This window comes from Nostoc sp. JL33 (genome assembly GCF_017114985.1).
In the GTDB taxonomy this organism is placed as follows: Bacteria; Cyanobacteriota; Cyanobacteriia; order Cyanobacteriales; family Nostocaceae; genus Nostoc.
On record NZ_JABXKP010000007.1, the window covers coordinates 36,571 to 52,612 of the forward strand.

The following is a 16,042-nucleotide window of genomic DNA, read 5'->3' on the forward strand; positions in this document are numbered from 1 at the left end:
TACTCCCCACTCCCCAGTTCCCTTGAATTAACCAAAAAATGGAAAAAGCGTTGCGAAGATACTTCGCAACGCTTTTTCCAAGAGGGTACTATGGATATCCTCCACCTTGATTGCTGTTGGAGGGATTTCTCCCCCTATTCTGCCAAGACAACTGAAATCGGGAGTTACACAATACAGATTCAGATCATTCCTGATGAACTACATGCAAATCTACAGAGATTGTCTCAAAATCAGTTTTCTCCTTTTTTATAGCTTTTCTGCTGGCGAAATGCATACTAAAAAGCTTTATCAATCTTTACTTTTTTGTAGGTTTTGGATCAGCGGATGCTGGTTATTTTCAACATTAGTTGAAGAATAATGGGCGATCACAAATACGGGTAGGGTGAGAGTTAACAGAGCGATCGCAGTTCCCACAATGTCTGCCATACGTTGGGAATATGTATCGGCATTGGCAGACTGGCTATTTGAATTCATACAAAATTGAAGTTCTTCGTAATACTGTGTAGGTCTACTCTCTCAGTGAGAGTCTTGATGCTATTTTAGCTATTTTTAAACTGTAAAATGTGTAGCATTCTACAAGCTAAATCAGTTTTGCAACTGTCATAATAGCGTTTTGATACATGGAATTCTTAATACAAAGTTACAAGTAAACAAATCATGTTTTATTTTGTGATTAATGTTTTCAGATGTTTCCCTGTATGGTGTAACGGTTCGCATACGCAAAGTTAACTTTAACAGCATCATAAATTACATTTTTTCGCTGCTTAAAGATTAATTAGCAAAATGTATTTGTCCGATACTTTATGATTATAACATCCTGCAACGCCTTTGTTAAGGTCATTTTACTGAAATTGCTAATTTGTGATACAGGACACAAAACCGCAAAAGCACTGATAGATATTCAGTGTTTTCGATCGTTCTACGGTAGTTATACACAAAAATATTTGACACCAAAGAAGAAACTGGTAGGAATGATTTTTGTAAGCACTTATAACTACCGAATAAATACAGATACCTCAACTGTCTTGTGCGACTTGGATTCAGTGATACCACTAAACAGATATTTTATAATTTTAATTTTCAACTCTATTTAATATCACAGCAATTTTGTCAATCTATATATAGGTAGAGTAAAAATGCTTTGGAAGGTGGTGTAGGGGGTTATCGCCAGACTTTGCTCATAATCTGAACAAAATACCCAATTCTAATTTCCAGATCCTAAATCTGTATAACTTTTAGGATAAATCAAAATCTAATCGAGAAACTGTAGATAGCGTTTCTTAATAAGAGTGAGGTACAGCTTAACCTCACCCCAATAAAGCTGTGCTTTATATCCCCTCTCCTTATTAAGGAGAGGAGTTGGGGGTGAGGTTTTGATATGTACTTCATGCACCTGGGAACTGCTATAACAAAATTAATCAGCTAAAAAAACCGCCACTAACTATATATAATAGGGCGGTCTGGTTAAGCAATCGGAGGGTAATTAGAGATTACTCTACTAATAAATGAAATTGCTGTAACGATGTTTGCACTTACAAATTAGCGATTGGGCATTGGGCAATCTTTTTCTTCTCTACCAGACCAAGGGGAACAATTTTGAATCCGTGAATGCGTGAATTGATTTCTCCCTAGTACGCCCGTAAATAGAGCAACCATTTAAAATCCATAAAAAGCCTATTCCATAATACTTTTGAATGCGTGACTTCCGCCTTGCGGTACTAGTCCCTTCCGTAAACACTCATTGGTTCCTTGATAAATCGGGTGTAAAGATGCTTAAACGTAGACTTAATTACGCGGGGCATACCAAAATCGATGGGCATCAACTTGTCTGGTAGCCGCCAATCTTCTATTTTTAATAAGTCAGGATTTAAATGCGGAAACTCTATGGCAGCAAGTTCTGGACAAACTCCTAATCTTTGGGAAGCTGCAACTGTAGGCACTTGTTCAGGAGAAACATTGAGGATTTCTATCATTGCCCGATCTAAGGCAAATATATCTGATGCAGCTGCTAAAATGCCCAGTTGGCGAGGTTCGCCGTTGCTGGGGCCATTACCTTCATGACCGATGATGCCATCTAATATGGTTAAGTTAGGGTTAATTGCCCTGGCAGTTTCTACTAACATTTCACCAAATCTATTCGCATCTTTTCCGGCTTCCATGTGCCACCAAGCTTTCATTTTGCCGGGGACGCAACCAAACAAGTTTTTTACGCCCAGTGTTAATGTCAACTGCATATGTGATTTCACTTTAGGTAGGTTAATCACTACGTCTGCTTCCATTGCTTCTTTAGACAACCGCAGATGGTTAAAATTGTCACTAACGGTTTGGTAACGCTGACCGTGAAAATCGATAATGGGAAGATTGAGTTCTTCTAAAATAGGCAGATAGCCGTTTGCTACTGCTACGCCTTTGGCACTGCCAAAAGCAGGACTATCGCCCAAAAATGGCTTACCGCCAACCTCAATTACCATCTGGGCAACTTCGTAAACTAGTTCGGCACGGGTGATACACTCTTTACCAGGACGCGTACCTGTAAGTAGATTCGGTTTGAGTAAAACGCGATCGCCTTTTTTGACAAACGCTGCCATTCCTCCAAAAGGTTCCAGGAGAATGACTAAGGATTCCCGTAAGGCTTCTCGTTCGTAGGATGTAGCCCGAATTAGACTAACGGATGGTTTTTGAGTCTGCATGGTATAGATGGGGGAGTGGGGAGTGGGGAGTGGGGAGTGGGGAGATGAGGAGGTAGGAGTTTGGAGTTTGGAGTTTGGAGTTTGGAGTTTGGAGTTTGGAGTTTGGAGTTTGGAGTAGGGGGGACAAGCAATGCCCAATGCCCAATGCCCAATGCCCAATGCCCAATGCCCCATAACTTATTATTCTGTTCTGAGCGGTAAGATGCCACTCATTTGTTCTAGATTTAAGACTGTGGCTAAGTCTGCTTCACTCATCAATCCTCGTTCTAGAACAATTTGGCGGAGGGATTTACCAGTTTCTAAAGATTCTTTGGCGACGGCTGCGGCATTTAAATAACCGATGTGGGTATTTAGTGCAGTTACTAAAGCTAAACTGCCTTCGGCATATGCTAAACAACGTTCCTGGTTAGCAGTAATTCCCTGGATGCAGCGTTCGGTGAGTGCAGCGATGGTATTACCCAAAATTTCGATACTGTGAATTAGGTTATAAGCAATCAGGGGCATCATCACATTTAATTCTAATTGTCCGGCTTGTGCGGCTAATGCGATCGCACTATCGTAACCCATCACCTGAAAACACACCATTGATGTCATCTCTGCCATCACTGGGTTATATTTCCCTGGCATAATTGAGGAACCGGGTTGCACTGGAGGCAGTTGAATTTCTTTTAAGCCAGTTTTTGGCCCGGAATCCATTAGCCGCAAATCATGAGATATTTTGACTAAATCCTGCGCTAAGTTGCGTAAAGCACCGGAAACATTTACAAATGGTGCCATACTTTGCATGGCTGCCATGAGGTGGGGCGCAGGTTCTAAAGGAGTGTCAATCAATTCTGAGAGTACTTCCACTACACGGGCGCGATACAGAGGATGAGTATTTAAACCTGTTCCGGCTGCACTACCTCCCAAACCCAACACCATCAAATCACCAGAGGCGGTGTAAATTCGGTTTTGATGTTCTGTAAGAATTTGCGCCCAAGCCTGAAAATTTTCACCCAAACGCACAGGTACAGCGTCTTGTAAGTGGGTTCTGCCAGATTTGACGATATCTTGAAATTCTACAGCTTTGTTTTCTAAGGATGCGATCGCACCATCTATTGCTGGGTGTAATGTTTTGGATAATGCCAATAATCCACCAATACGAATTGCAGTAGGAATCACATCATTGGTAGACTGCCCATAATTAACGTGGTCATTGGGACTAACACGTTTATAGTTGCCCTTTTCTTCACCAAGAATTTCTAAGGCGCGATTTGCTAGAACTTCGTTGACATTCATGTGGTGGGATGTTCCAGCACCCGCCTGATAAACATCTACGACAAATTGATCCCGGAACTTCCCAGCCAAGATTTCATCAGTTGCTTGCACAATCGCCTGACTAATATCTTGAGGAATGCAATTTAGTTCAGCATTCACAATTGCTGTAGCTTTTTTAATTAGTATTCCAGCATCTACGTAAGTAGATAGAGGTTTTATGCCGCTAATTGGGAAGTTTTCGATTGCCCGGAGCGTTTGAATGCCGTAATAAACGCTACTAGCAATTTGGCGATCGCCCATTGAATCGCGTTCGATGCGGTATTGGGAGTCTGGGTGTTGAGTCATAGTATTGTTTTAGGATAGCTACAGAAAACAGATTTTCCCACGCCGGTACACACAGATACACTAATCTGCATATATTTTGCATATTTGCTTGGCTGCTTGTTGCTTTACACTTGTTAACTTTGGTTTTTGAATTCCCTATGAGCATACCCAACTGGATTACCTTCTCTCGCCTATTGGGAATACCATTTCTGCTTTACGGTTTATATAATCCTACACCTCAAGCTAAGTGGATATGTTTGGCGATTTTTCTGATTGCGGCATTGACTGATTGGTTAGATGGCTATTTGGCGCGGAAACTCAACCAAATTACTGATTTAGGTAAATTTCTTGATCCCTTAGTCGATAAACTTCTGGTACTTGCGCCGTTGCTGGTCTTTATTGAACTAGGAAAAGTGCCAGCTTGGGGAGTGTTTCTGATTTTAGCGCGGGAATTAGCGATCGCTGGTTGGCGAGTAAATCAAACGACAATTACCGGGGCGAATATTTGGGGTAAACTCAAAACTGTTAGTCAAATAGTCGCGATCGCGCTTCTGATTGCACCTCTGGCTGAAGTGTGGCAAATTCCCTCTCTGATTGCCTTTTGGATTTCTGTCGCCCTGACTTTAATATCTGGGGGTATTTATCTTTTGCCGCAAAAAGCTAAGAATTATGAAACGACAATATAGTATTGTAATTCAGTGGTCGATGGAAGATAAAAAGTACATTGTCAGCCTACCTGAGTTTGGCCCCTATGCACACACTCATGGAAATACCTACGCGGATGCTCTCAATAATGGTGAAGAAGTGCTGGAACTTTTGATTGAAGATTACTAAGCACAAGGAAAACCACTACCAGAGCCTTTGACTGCAAACGTTTCCTTTCAGTTTATGTAATTCTCACCCTAATTATTAGCAGTTACAACTATAGCGTTTTTCGTTTGGATGCAATGCATTTTCACCTCCGTGGACTAATAAAAAATCAAGGGTGTTCTAACCCACGGAGGTGGGTTTTGACTGTATAGCCTGCGCCAGTGCGTTGGGCGGCTCCGCCGACTTGTTCGCGCAGCGTCTCCCCTTGGGAGAAGCAACTGGCGTGCGACTTCTAGTCGCCCGGCTAATAAGAAATTAGACTTTTTAAACAACCTCTTAAGCCGTTTCAGGGTAGCCTATTCTCAGAATTTTTTGAAACCACGCTTCGGTGCGATCGCCCATAGCTTCTAAAGAGTATAGAGTTTCTGCTTGCTGCCGACAAGCTCGGCGATCAATTTCATCCAAATGCTTAATCGCTTCTACTAAACCTTGGACACTATCAGGTTCCACTAAAAAACCAGTTTTGCCTGACTGAACAATTTCTGTTAAACCACCCCGACGATAAGCAATTAAAGGCACTCCACAAGCAAGCGCCTCTATTGCTACATTTCCAAATGCTTCTATCCAACGAGGAGTTACTAAAACTGCTCGACATTTACCTAACTCCTTTTGTAGCTCAACCGTTGGTAAAAATCCGACATATTCTATGGGAGCATCAGGGTGTTCTTGACAAATCTTTTCCCAGTAAGATACATCCTGTTTTAATCCGAATATTTTCAGCGTAATGCCGGTGATTTCTGCTGCTGCTACTGCATCTTCTAGTCCTTTTTCAGGAGCTATCCTACCTACCCATGCCAAACTCTGAGTTGGTTTGGGACAAAATTGATAAATAGATAAATCCAAACCATTTAGCAGACAGTAACATTGTTCTGCACATGAAAAGGTGTCCGCCTGTGATTGAGTGTAAACACCAATAGTATTCGGAAACTCAATTGCCACACTTTCAATAATCTGATCGATTGCATCTATCAAAGAACCCATACTGATAAAATGGGCGATCGGACAGTTAAAAAATGGTGTTAAATACAATGGCAGCCAATCATAAGCAAAATTCACAATCAAATCATAATCGGCTTGGACTTGGCGAGCATAATCCCACATATTCGCTAAAACAGAATTTTTTAGCATAGTAATTGGGCTATTACGGGTCTGATTTTGTGCTGGTGTCTGTAATTTTCCAGCAATTTCTTTCACAGTAAATTGCTGCATAACAGACCCCTGCGGTGCGACAATTTCAACCTTATGTCCCCGTCGCGTCATCTCTTGGGTAATGTTAAATAGTGTCAGTTCGACACCGCCTCCAATGCCTGTACCTATCGCACCAACAGGAGTAGAAATAAACAATAATTTATATGCTGGTATTTGCATAATCTTATTTCCACCAGTCTTCTTGAATTTTTCTTAGTTCTATTTTACTGTTTATATATAAATCTTCAGAATTAACTAGCATCCTCTGAGGATGCAGAGGTAAATCTAAAATTTCTAAAATAGCCATTTTATTTGCTTCATCAATATCCGAACCCCTAACTATGTTTGCTGCAAATTCAAAGTTACTATGAATCAGACAAAACAGCACTCCTTTCAGTATATCTTCTTCGTTATTTAAAAAGTTAATATCTCTCAGAAAAGCCACATCTAATTCAATTATTTCTCCTCCAAAGCTAGGATTATATTGACAAGAAATTAATTTGAATCCTAGACTAGTTAGCAACTTATGGATATCAAAAAACAAGGGAGAGTCAATATATATTTCTTGTAGATAAGTTTCTAAAAATATTCCGATTACATTATTCTTTAAAGCTGACTGCCCTCCCTTTAGTACTTCATATTCTGCTCCTTGAATATCAAGTTTGAGGTAATGTGGTTTAGATACTTCAAATTTAGCGATAAATTGATCAAGTGATATAGTTTTTACAGATGTAGTATCAACAATTTCAAACAAATCCGATATTAAATAATTACTCAGAAACTTTGTATTGGGAAGATAAAGAGAGCAGCACCCAGGATGTTTGGTAATATAAATTGTCCTCACACCTTCAGATTCAGCCAGAGCAAGAGGAAATGTTTGTCTGATGCCAGACATATTATTTTCATTTAGTTTAGATACTTCTTCTTCATCTGGCTCAAATCCAATGACACTAAAGTTTGGATGCTTAACTAATTCTGTATACAGATAATGAATTCCATATCTTGCACCAACGTCATACATGACTATTGATGTATTGACATACTCTCTCTTTAAAAAAGATAAAAAATTACCAATTTTATCTTGAATAAGACTACTATTCATGATTCTAACCTTCAAGACTAAATTTGACGTACTTGCTGGAATATACGTTATCAGCTTTTTCTATATCATGTTCCTGAACAAATATTTCCAATATCGTCAGCCACAGCTTTGAATAAATCATCAGTTTTAGACGTTGACTCCAGCCAAAAACCGCATACAATTGTGAATTTTGCACTTGCAAAAAAGTGCTAGTGACATAATCACTTGCCATGATAGATTTACCCAGTTAGTATTCTATTTGCACCTTTGAGAAATTATACATGATAAATATGAATTTATCACAATCTGATTCGATACAGGAACTTACTCGTAAAGACTCTGAATTCTTAACTGGCAAGCCCAGACTGTCTAATTAGTATTTTTAACAATTCCGGGAGAAAGAGAATTATTAAACACAAGACCTTCGCCAATTTACGAGGCTTGACATAGAACAAACCTAAGATTTTACAAGCTTTTTTTGCCATCTTGCAAAAAACTGAGTCAATAAAATCCTGTATAGTTTTTGTGGAGCTAATTTTGACCGTTGTATACGTCTGGGTGGAGTTTCTACGTTTTGCCTAATAATCAAGCACACACTTGGCATGAAAGTTACCCTTTTGCAATCCCAAATTCTGAATTTTTACCGCCAGTTGACCAATTCTGCTTGGCGGCTTTTGCTAATGGGAATTATTCTGAGTATATTTTTATCTGGTTGTCAGGGGACAGTCCAGAAGAATGACGGAGTAATTCATCTGAGTCTATGGCAATCAATCAATCCCCCTAGTAATCGGGATGTGTTTAACAAACTAGTAGATAAATTTAATCAGACTCATCCTGATGTTCAGGTGGAATCTATCTTCATTGGTCAACCCCAATTGCCAAAAATATTAACAGCAGTTGTGGGCAATGCGCCTCCAGATATTCTGTCATTCGATCCTCAATTGACAGGTCAGTTTATGGAACTAGGAGCAATTCAACCTTTAGAAGAATGGCTGGACAAATTGCCCTTAAAGTCGGAAATTAGCCCGAACTTATGGGAAGAATTAAAATTAGACGGTCATCTTTGGTCAATCCCACTTTACACGAGCAATATAGGCATTTTTTACCGACCTAAACTTTTCCAAGCTGCGGGAATTACGCAAATTCCTCAGACTTGGGAAGAGTTGAGGGAAGTTGCTAAAAAATTGACCATAGACCGGAATGGCGATAATCGACCTGAACAATACGGAATATTACTGCCTTTAGGAAAGGAAGAATGGACTGTCTTTAGTTGGTTCTCCTTTTTATTGAGCGCTGGCGGAGAGATTGTGACAAATAATCGCCCAAATTTGATGAATCCTAGTGCGATCGCAGCCTTACAATTTTGGCAAGACCTCTTAAAAGATGGTTCAGCAACTCTTTCTTCCCCAGAGCGAGGTTATGAAGAAGACGCTTTTATAGCAGGTCGCGTTGCTATGCAACTCACAGGCCCTTGGACTTATATAATGAAGTCCAATGTTGACTTTAACGCATTCCCTATACCTGCAAAAGTGAAGCCTGCGACGGTGACAGCCACTGGAAATATGTATTTGATGAAGACCACACCAGCAAGAGAGCAAGCTGCACTCAAATTTTTAGAGTATGTCTTGAGTGAAGAATTCCAAACAGAATGGAGTATGGGGACGGGTTTTTTACCAGTTAACCTCAAATCTACCCAAAGTCAGGCTTACCAGGAATTTATCCAGCAAAAACCTGTCTTGAAAGTCTTTATTGACCAAATGTCTGTATCAGGTTCTCGACCAATCATTCCTGGATATAGTCGTTTGTCTGACAGTTTAGGTCGAGCCATCGAAGCCACCATGTTAGGCGCTTCTCCAGAAACAGCACTCAAACAAGCCCAAGCAAACCTCGATTCAATTTGGGATTCCCTATCATCTAGATGAAATCTAAAATCCTACCAGCACCTCTCAAACCTGGTGACTTGCTACGAGTTATTGCGCCCAGTGGTGCTTTACGAGAATTGGAGCCGTTTGGGCGGAGTGTGGAAATTTGGCGATCGCACGGCTACCAAGTAGAAATCAGCCCACAGATAGATGATAAATGGGGATATTTAGCAGGCAGAGATGAAGAACGCCGTAACCAGCTAGCAGCAGCATGGCAAGATCCAGATTGTCGCGGTATCCTCTGCGCCAGAGGTGGTTTTGGTAGCACCCGCATCTTAGAAAATTGGCATTGGCAACAAAACTCAGAACTTCCCAAATGGTTGATTGGCTTTTCTGACATCACCGCCCTTTTGTGGAGCCTTTATAATGTCGGGATTTCCAGCCTTCACGGGGCAGTGATGACAACTCTCGCCGATGAGCCAGATTGGTCAATCGAGCGATTGTTCAATTGTGTGGAAGGGCGAGCTCTCAAACCTCTCAAAGGTTGTGGTTGGGGTGGCGGGATTGTTACTGGCATTTTGCTACCAGGAAATCTCACAGTCGCAACTCATCTTTTAAATACACCAATGCAACCAAATTTCGATGGTGTGATTTTGGCATTTGAGGATGTCACAGAACCGCCCTACCGCATCGACAGAATGCTGACGCAGTGGCGTTTAAGTGGTTCTTTATCAAAAATTCGGGGGATTGCTTTGGGGGGTTTTACTCGGTGTCAAGCCCCGCCAAATGTACCTAGTTTTAGTGTGGAAGAAGTTCTGCGCGATCGCTTAGGCGATTTGGGGATTCCTGTTGTCTCTCACCTGCCTTTTGGTCATGATAGCCCGAATGCAGTGTTACCAGTGGGTGTGGAAGTAACTTTAAATGCAGACCAAGGAATATTAGAGATCATTTGAGAGGATGTTTTAAAAGTTTTTCAATCAAAGTTTGCTCTTTGAAATAACGAACCGCAGAGGCACAGAGAACACAGAGAAAGAGAAACAGAGAAAGATTTGTAGTTATGCTCAACTAGAAATTTCACTCCGGCGATGTGGATTTATTTTCAAGGTACACAAGCCAATTGCTGGTATAATCCCCAGAATTATTGCTGTAAATAATTGTCCACTCCAATACAATATAAAATTACGGTTTACTTCTGGAATAAAGTCTTGTACCAGAAAAAGCAACCAAACCAAAATACTAATTAATAAGAAAGAAATTGAGGGTAAAAAATTCCACCACCAAATACCTGCTGTATATCGCCTCAATACCAGCCATTGGCAAATCCCTAGCCAAATTCCAGAAATTATATATGCGATCGCAGATAGAAATCCCAAAATTAAAATATCTTCAGGAGATGATGAGGCAATCGTCGAAATGTAGTTAATCCAGGCTGTAGAAACACCGTTGGCAATCAGCCAACCTACACTAGTAGCAAATAGCCACTGCCAACCCGGTAAATATCGGTAAATTACTAGGCTCTGGTCAGCAGCGAAAATCACGGCAAATACAACGTTACTGAGACTTCTCACCACAATGCTCCATGTTTGTGGTTGGATAGCAACGCCAGGTGAGAGACTTTGGAGAATAATTTTCTCTAAGGCGATACTGGCAACGCCACCCACAACCCATCCGATCAGGGTCATTAAGGTAAACTGAATAAAGAACCTCTGTCGCTGCGATCGCGGAATCAAAAACTTTCCTGGGTTAGGCTCGTTATTAGTAGATGCAACATGATCGGGACTGTTAGAGTCAGTTTGCATAGGAAGTTAGGGGAGTGGGGAGTGGGGAGTGGGGAGTGGGGGATGAGGGAGATGAGGGAGATGAGGGAGTAGGGGAAGAAGAACTATTGATTATTGCCCAATGCCCCATGCCCTATGCCCAATTCCCAACTCCCAATGCCCAATCCTCAATTCAATATTGATTCCTGTTTTATCCTATTTCCCACTCCCTACTCCCTACTCCCTACTCCCCACTCCCCACTCCCCACTCCCCTTTTACTCCAAACCTGCTGAAAAAGCGTAATCCCAGAATGATAAGCTAAACAGTGGCATAAAAATTGTGACTTAGGATGAAGTAATAAATGGGTGTTTCTTCAACGACTCCTCATCTCTTACGGGCTGCTCGTGGTGAAGTAGTAGATCGTCCCCCTGTTTGGATGATGCGACAAGCGGGACGATATATGAAAGCATATCGAGACTTAAGAGAGAAGTATCCTTCATTTCGCGATCGCTCGGAAATTCCAGATGTAGCAATTGAAGTTTCCTTGCAACCGTGGAAAGCCTTCCAACCAGATGGAGTAATTTTATTTTCTGATATTGTCACCCCATTACCTGGTTTGGGCATTGACATGGATATCGCCGAAGGTAAAGGGCCAATCATCTCTTCGCCCCTCCGCACTCAAGAACAAATTGATCGTCTGCGTCCTTTGGAACCAGAAGCAGCTCTGCCATTTATCAAAACCATTTTGCAAGCGTTGCGCTCTGAAGTAGGCGATAAATCAACTGTGTTGGGCTTTGTGGGTGCGCCGTGGACGTTAGCAGCTTATGCAGTTGAGGGAAAAGGTTCTAAAACCTATTCCATCATCAAAAACATGGCATTTTCCGACCCGACGATACTGCATCAACTGTTAGCTAAATTAGCAGATGCGATCGCCATCTATGCCCGCTACCAAATTGACTCTGGCGCTCAAGTTGTGCAAATGTTCGATTCTTGGGCGGGTCAATTGAGTCCTCAAGATTATGACACCTTTGCTCTCCCCTATCAGCAGAGAGTTTTCCAGCAGGTTAAGCAAACCCATCCCGATACACCTTTGATTTTGCTAGTTAGCGGTAGTGCGGGTGTGTTGGAAAGAATGGCACAATCTGGCGCTGATATTGTCAGTGTAGACTGGGCGGTGGATATGGCAGACGCACGAGCCAGATTGGGTAAACAAGTCAAAGTTCAAGGAAATCTTGACCCAGGCGTACTATTCGGCTCTAAACAGTTTATCCGCGATCGCATTCTCGATACCGTTCGCAAAGCTGGTAATTGGGGTCACATTCTCAATCTCGGTCACGGTGTTTTACCAGAAACTCCAGAAGAAAATGTTGCTTTCTTCTTTGAAACCGCAAAGGAACTTAATCTTGCAGGAGTTAAGGCTTGAGAGTGAGGAGTGAGAGTTATGAGTTATGAGTTATGAGTTAGGAGTTATAAACTATAAAGTTATCAGTTGCGAGGTGCAAAGTTATTTTTTATTTTTAACTCCTCACTTCTCACTCCTAACTCCTAACTTCATTCTTGACTCCTAACTTGATTTTTACCTCCTGGAACTTTTAACTTAATTCTTAACTCCTAACTCCTAACTCCTAACTTATTAAAATCTTAGTATGAGCCAGAAACGGATTTTAGTGACTGGTGCAAGTGGTTGTATAGGTCATTATTTAACAGAAGCCTTAATTAAAGAAACAGATCACGAACTGTATCTACTAGTTAGGAACCCAAGTAAACTGCAAGTTGATACCAAGGCGCGTTCAGGCATCAACGTTTTGCAAGGTGATATGCAAAATATTCGCCAGTTTGCCAATTTGCTATCCACAATTGATACGGCGGCACTCACAGCCACAGCTTGGGGTGGTGATCAGACATTTGATATTAATGTCGTTAAGACAATAGAGTTGCTAGAACTACTAGATCCAGAACGTTGCCAGCAGGTGATTTATTTTTCGACAGCTAGCGTTTTGGATCAGTACAATCAACCATTAAAAGAAGCCGGTGAAATTGGGACAGATTACATCCGTTCCAAATATGACTGCTTACAGAAAAAAGAAAAATTAGCGATCGCACCCAAAATAACCACACTATTTCCGACTTTAGTAGTGGGCGGTGATGCCAATAAACCCTATTCTCACCTCACATCTGGCATTCCCGAAGTTACGAAATATATTAATTTGATTCGCTTTCTACAAGCAGATGGCAGTTTTCACTTTATCCACGGACGAGACATTGCCATTGTCGTGCGATATTTAATTGATCATCCTCCCGAAAATGATCAACCACGTCGGCTTGTTTTAGGCCAGCCACCCTTAACTGCTAATCAAGCAGTCGAAGAAGTTTGTGCTTATTTGGGCAAAAAGATTTACTTTCGCATTCCCATATCTTTAGCATTGGCTAATTTGATTATCGTTCTGTTCCACATTCAGATGGCCGCTTGGGATAGATTTTGCATGAACTATCGGCATTTCACCTATGAAAATTTCATCAATCCCGATACTTTCGGCTTACCAAATTATTGTGCAACCATGAGTGATGTTTTAAAAATCAGTGGCGTTGAACGGGCTAAAAATTCGATATAAACTGTGGCTTTTGACAACATTTGTAAAACATTAGTAGAAAAATAACGTATTGCATAAAGCATCTACCGCTCAAACTTTGCGCCCCTCTGTCTTGAAAAGTTTCCTACGCCGGGAAACCCGGCTTCGAGGAACTTTTCGCTGCGCTTTACTTCTCTGCGTTCGCGCAGCGTGTCGCAGACAGACGCTTTGCGAATGCGTTCCTCTGCGTTTAAAAAAGCTACCAACTTATGCAAAACGTACCTCTTTCCCCTCTGCCCCCTGCTCCCCATTCAGGTAAAAATATGAATGCTAAAATAAAACAACTTTAATAAAAAGTCAATAACTCTTAATTTTCGTTAGAGTGGGATAACAATCAAAGTGTGAGGATTGATACTACATGCGAATCTTGTTAGTGTATCCAATATTTCCCAAAACCTTTTGGTCATATGAAAAAATCTTAGAATTAGTCGATCGCAAAGTTTTATTACCACCTCTGGGTTTAGTAACAGTAGCGGCGATTCTCCCCCAAGAATGGGAATTCAAGCTAGTCGATCGCAACATCCGCCCAGCAACAGAAGCAGAATGGGCATGGGCAGATGTAGTAATTCTCTCTGCGATGATTGTCCAGAAACAAGATTTACTTGACCAAATCCAGGAAGCAAAAAAACGTGGCAAGTTAGTTGCAGTTGGCGGCCCCTACCCGACTTCTGTACCTCACGAAGTTGAAAATGTTGGCGCAGATTTTCTGATTCTCGATGAAGGGGAAATCACGCTGCCGATGTTTATTGAGGCAATCAAAAGGGGAGACACATCTGGCACTTTCCGCGCCACAGAAAAACCTGATGTCACAAGCACACCAATACCTCGCTTTGATTTATTAGAATTGAATGCTTATGACATGATGTCGGTGCAGTTTTCGCGCGGGTGTCCCTTCCAATGCGAATTTTGTGACATTATTGTTCTCTACGGGCGCAAACCGCGCACCAAAGCCCCAGCCCAACTGTTAGCAGAGTTAGATTACCTCTATGAATTGGGTTGGCGGCGGGGTGTGTTTATGGTGGATGATAACTTTATTGGCAACAAGCGAAATGTGAAATTGTTGCTCAAAGAGTTAAAAGTCTGGATGGCAGAACATAAGTATCCCTTCCGGTTTGACACTGAAGCTTCAATTGACTTAGCAGAAGACTCAGAAATGTTGGAGTTGATGGTTGAGTGTGGTTTCGCGGCGGTGTTTTTGGGAATCGAAACGCCGGATGAGGATAGTTTGCAAATGACCAAAAAGTTTCAAAATACTCGCAATTCCCTAACTGAGGCAGTGCAAACGATTATTAAAGCCGGATTGCGCCCAATGGCTGGGTTTATTATCGGCTTTGATGCCGAAAAAGCAGGCGCAGGCGATCGCATTGTCCGCTTTGCTGAACAAGCAGCAATTCCCTCTACTACTTTTGCGATGTTGCAAGCGTTACCAAATACCGCACTTTGGCATCGCCTGAAAAAAGAAGGGCGACTGCGGGAAAATCAAGATGGGAACATCAACCAAACAACATTGATGAACTTCCTTCCCACCCGTCCCTTGGAAGAACTTGCACGAGAATATATTGAAGCATTTTGTACTTTATACGACCCAGTACAATATTTAGATCGCACCTATCGCTGTTTCTTAATGATGGGTTTGCCAAGTTGGAAAGCGCCAGCGAAAATGCCAGAGTGGGTTGTTGTGAAAGCGTTGTTAATTGTAATTTGGCGACAAGGCATCAAACGCGAAACCCGTTGGAAATTCTGGCATCATTTGTTCAGTATTCTCAAGCGTAACCCTGGAGTTATTGAGCATTACATTGCCGCTTGCGCCCACAACGAGCATTTTCTAGAGTATCGCCAAATTGTCCGCGATCAAATTGAAAGTCAACTAGCTGAATATCTCGCACAAGGTGCAGAAAAGCCTTATGTACTAGTGAAGGAAAAAGCTGAGGAAAAAGCTGAAGCGGTAGTCAGTTAAGGCTGGTAATGGGTAATAGGTAATAGTAAGACTCTATTTTCTCTCTTCTGTAACTCTTTTTTGAAGAATTGGTATAATTACAGCCCATGATTTGAGAGTTACAAAGAGTAGGGCTACAAAGTTAGGGATACTAGTGAGTACCCCTAACTTTTTTAGGTTTTGGACTTTAACTATCAACATTACACATCTAATTTTAATAAAAAATATAAATTTTCGATAAAAGTCTCATTATCTATTCAGTTTAAATACTGAATCATAATGATAGTACATGAGTTATCAGTTAAGATTATTCTTCAGTAAAAATACTCTAAATAAAGAGCTATTTAAATATACAAATAAAAGTCAAAATAAAGATTGACTTTGCCAAAGCATAGCTGTTAGAACTTAAGTATCGAGACGGACGGGGTGCTAAAAATATTACTGTC

Annotated in this window: 15 protein-coding genes; 8 read left to right on the forward strand and 7 right to left on the reverse strand. The window is 41.3% G+C overall.

The window, feature by feature from the left end:
* Positions 1 to 288 precede the first annotated feature (288 nt).
* The 3 genes from HWQ23_RS00345 to HWQ23_RS00355 all read right to left on the reverse strand — a co-directional run bounded on the left by HWQ23_RS00345 (position 289) and on the right by HWQ23_RS00355 (position 4,292).
* Positions 289 to 474: a TLTLP motif-containing protein gene (locus tag HWQ23_RS00345; RefSeq protein WP_292822793.1), complete on the reverse strand. Its 186-nt coding sequence runs from the start codon at positions 472 to 474 to the stop codon at positions 289 to 291.
* A 1,244-nt stretch (positions 475 to 1,718) separates the two neighbouring features.
* Positions 1,719 to 2,690 carry an Npun_F2552 family protein gene (locus HWQ23_RS00350; protein ID WP_292822921.1) on the reverse strand — a complete coding sequence of 324 codons (972 nt, stop codon included), beginning with the start codon at positions 2,688 to 2,690 and terminating at the stop codon, positions 1,719 to 1,721.
* A gap of 180 nt (positions 2,691 to 2,870) precedes the next feature.
* Positions 2,871 to 4,292, reverse strand: coding sequence for an aspartate ammonia-lyase (locus tag HWQ23_RS00355; protein ID WP_292822794.1), 1,422 nt, complete (start codon positions 4,290 to 4,292; stop codon positions 2,871 to 2,873).
* Between the two features lie 137 nt (positions 4,293 to 4,429).
* Here HWQ23_RS00355 and pgsA point away from each other — a divergent pair, with 137 nt between their 5' ends.
* Together pgsA and HWQ23_RS00365 are read left to right on the forward strand one after the other, a co-directional pair.
* Positions 4,430 to 4,957: a CDP-diacylglycerol--glycerol-3-phosphate 3-phosphatidyltransferase gene (pgsA, locus tag HWQ23_RS00360; protein WP_292822795.1), complete on the forward strand. Its 528-nt coding sequence runs from the start codon at positions 4,430 to 4,432 to the stop codon at positions 4,955 to 4,957.
* Positions 4,941 to 5,105, forward strand: a complete 165-nt coding sequence (locus HWQ23_RS00365; protein ID WP_292822796.1) for a type II toxin-antitoxin system HicB family antitoxin — start codon at positions 4,941 to 4,943, stop codon at positions 5,103 to 5,105. The genes pgsA and HWQ23_RS00365 overlap by 17 nt, the downstream gene beginning before the upstream one ends.
* Positions 5,106 to 5,417: 312 nt before the next feature.
* On the opposite strand, the gene HWQ23_RS00370 is transcribed toward HWQ23_RS00365, so the two are convergent.
* From HWQ23_RS00370 to HWQ23_RS00380, 3 genes are read right to left on the reverse strand one after another with little or no spacing between them, the layout of a single operon-like run.
* A complete protein-coding gene (locus HWQ23_RS00370) occupies positions 5,418 to 6,509 on the reverse strand; it encodes a glycosyltransferase family 4 protein (RefSeq protein ID WP_292822797.1) in 1,092 nt (363 codons plus the stop codon).
* A gap of 4 nt (positions 6,510 to 6,513) precedes the next feature.
* Positions 6,514 to 7,431 carry an FkbM family methyltransferase gene (locus tag HWQ23_RS00375; protein WP_292822798.1) on the reverse strand — a complete coding sequence of 306 codons (918 nt, stop codon included), beginning with the start codon at positions 7,429 to 7,431 and terminating at the stop codon, positions 6,514 to 6,516.
* 4 nt (positions 7,432 to 7,435) lie between these two features.
* Positions 7,436 to 7,642 (reverse strand): hypothetical protein, encoded by a 207-nt coding sequence (locus HWQ23_RS00380; RefSeq protein ID WP_292822799.1) that lies wholly within the window; start codon positions 7,640 to 7,642, stop codon positions 7,436 to 7,438.
* A gap of 370 nt (positions 7,643 to 8,012) precedes the next feature.
* On the opposite strand from HWQ23_RS00380, the gene HWQ23_RS00385 reads away from it, so the two are divergent.
* Both HWQ23_RS00385 and HWQ23_RS00390 read left to right on the forward strand, forming a co-directional pair.
* Positions 8,013 to 9,332: an ABC transporter substrate-binding protein gene (locus HWQ23_RS00385; RefSeq protein ID WP_292822800.1), complete on the forward strand. Its 1,320-nt coding sequence runs from the start codon at positions 8,013 to 8,015 to the stop codon at positions 9,330 to 9,332.
* Positions 9,329 to 10,225: a S66 peptidase family protein gene (locus tag HWQ23_RS00390; RefSeq protein ID WP_292822801.1), complete on the forward strand. Its 897-nt coding sequence runs from the start codon at positions 9,329 to 9,331 to the stop codon at positions 10,223 to 10,225. Before HWQ23_RS00385 ends, HWQ23_RS00390 begins: the two co-directional genes overlap by 4 nt.
* A 108-nt stretch (positions 10,226 to 10,333) precedes the next feature.
* Here HWQ23_RS00390 and HWQ23_RS00395 read toward each other — a convergent pair whose 3' ends face one another.
* Entirely contained in the window at positions 10,334 to 11,071 is a 738-nt protein-coding gene (locus tag HWQ23_RS00395) for a hypothetical protein (protein WP_292822802.1), read from the reverse strand.
* A 14-nt stretch (positions 11,072 to 11,085) separates the two neighbouring features.
* Between HWQ23_RS00395 and HWQ23_RS00400 the strand changes: the two genes are divergently transcribed.
* From HWQ23_RS00400 to HWQ23_RS00415, 4 genes are all read left to right on the forward strand, one after another.
* The gene (locus HWQ23_RS00400; RefSeq protein ID WP_292822803.1) at positions 11,086 to 11,232 is read left to right on the forward strand and encodes a histidine kinase; all 147 of its coding nucleotides are present in this window, start codon (positions 11,086 to 11,088) and stop codon (positions 11,230 to 11,232) included.
* A 159-nt stretch (positions 11,233 to 11,391) separates the two neighbouring features.
* Complete coding sequence (hemE, locus tag HWQ23_RS00405; RefSeq protein ID WP_292822804.1) at positions 11,392 to 12,453, forward strand: uroporphyrinogen decarboxylase; 1,062 nt, start codon at positions 11,392 to 11,394, stop codon at positions 12,451 to 12,453.
* Between the two features lie 223 nt (positions 12,454 to 12,676).
* Positions 12,677 to 13,642, forward strand: coding sequence for an NAD-dependent epimerase/dehydratase family protein (locus HWQ23_RS00410; protein ID WP_292822805.1), 966 nt, complete (start codon positions 12,677 to 12,679; stop codon positions 13,640 to 13,642).
* A 376-nt stretch (positions 13,643 to 14,018) separates the two neighbouring features.
* A complete protein-coding gene (locus tag HWQ23_RS00415; RefSeq protein ID WP_292822806.1) occupies positions 14,019 to 15,617 on the forward strand; it encodes a B12-binding domain-containing radical SAM protein in 1,599 nt (532 codons plus the stop codon).
* The last annotated feature ends 425 nt before the right edge of the window (positions 15,618 to 16,042 follow it).

What these genes read in the sequence shown, in the direction of transcription:
- HWQ23_RS00345 (WP_292822793.1), bottom strand. Translation starts at nt 474, where the DNA reads ATGAATTCAAATAGCCAGTCTGCCAATGCCGATACATATTCCCAACGT.
- HWQ23_RS00350 (WP_292822921.1), bottom strand. Translation starts at nt 2,690, where the DNA reads ATGCAGACTCAAAAACCATCCGTTAGTCTAATTCGGGCTACATCCTAC.
- HWQ23_RS00355 (WP_292822794.1), bottom strand. Translation starts at nt 4,292, where the DNA reads ATGACTCAACACCCAGACTCCCAATACCGCATCGAACGCGATTCAATG.
- pgsA (WP_292822795.1), top strand. Translation starts at nt 4,430, where the DNA reads ATGAGCATACCCAACTGGATTACCTTCTCTCGCCTATTGGGAATACCA.
- HWQ23_RS00365 (WP_292822796.1), top strand. Translation starts at nt 4,941, where the DNA reads ATGAAACGACAATATAGTATTGTAATTCAGTGGTCGATGGAAGATAAA.
- HWQ23_RS00370 (WP_292822797.1), bottom strand. Translation starts at nt 6,509, where the DNA reads ATGCAAATACCAGCATATAAATTATTGTTTATTTCTACTCCTGTTGGT.
- HWQ23_RS00375 (WP_292822798.1), bottom strand. Translation starts at nt 7,431, where the DNA reads ATGAATAGTAGTCTTATTCAAGATAAAATTGGTAATTTTTTATCTTTT.
- HWQ23_RS00380 (WP_292822799.1), bottom strand. Translation starts at nt 7,642, where the DNA reads ATGGCAAGTGATTATGTCACTAGCACTTTTTTGCAAGTGCAAAATTCA.
- HWQ23_RS00385 (WP_292822800.1), top strand. Translation starts at nt 8,013, where the DNA reads ATGAAAGTTACCCTTTTGCAATCCCAAATTCTGAATTTTTACCGCCAG.
- HWQ23_RS00390 (WP_292822801.1), top strand. Translation starts at nt 9,329, where the DNA reads ATGAAATCTAAAATCCTACCAGCACCTCTCAAACCTGGTGACTTGCTA.
- HWQ23_RS00395 (WP_292822802.1), bottom strand. Translation starts at nt 11,071, where the DNA reads ATGCAAACTGACTCTAACAGTCCCGATCATGTTGCATCTACTAATAAC.
- hemE (WP_292822804.1), top strand. Translation starts at nt 11,392, where the DNA reads ATGGGTGTTTCTTCAACGACTCCTCATCTCTTACGGGCTGCTCGTGGT.
- HWQ23_RS00410 (WP_292822805.1), top strand. Translation starts at nt 12,677, where the DNA reads ATGAGCCAGAAACGGATTTTAGTGACTGGTGCAAGTGGTTGTATAGGT.
- HWQ23_RS00415 (WP_292822806.1), top strand. Translation starts at nt 14,019, where the DNA reads ATGCGAATCTTGTTAGTGTATCCAATATTTCCCAAAACCTTTTGGTCA.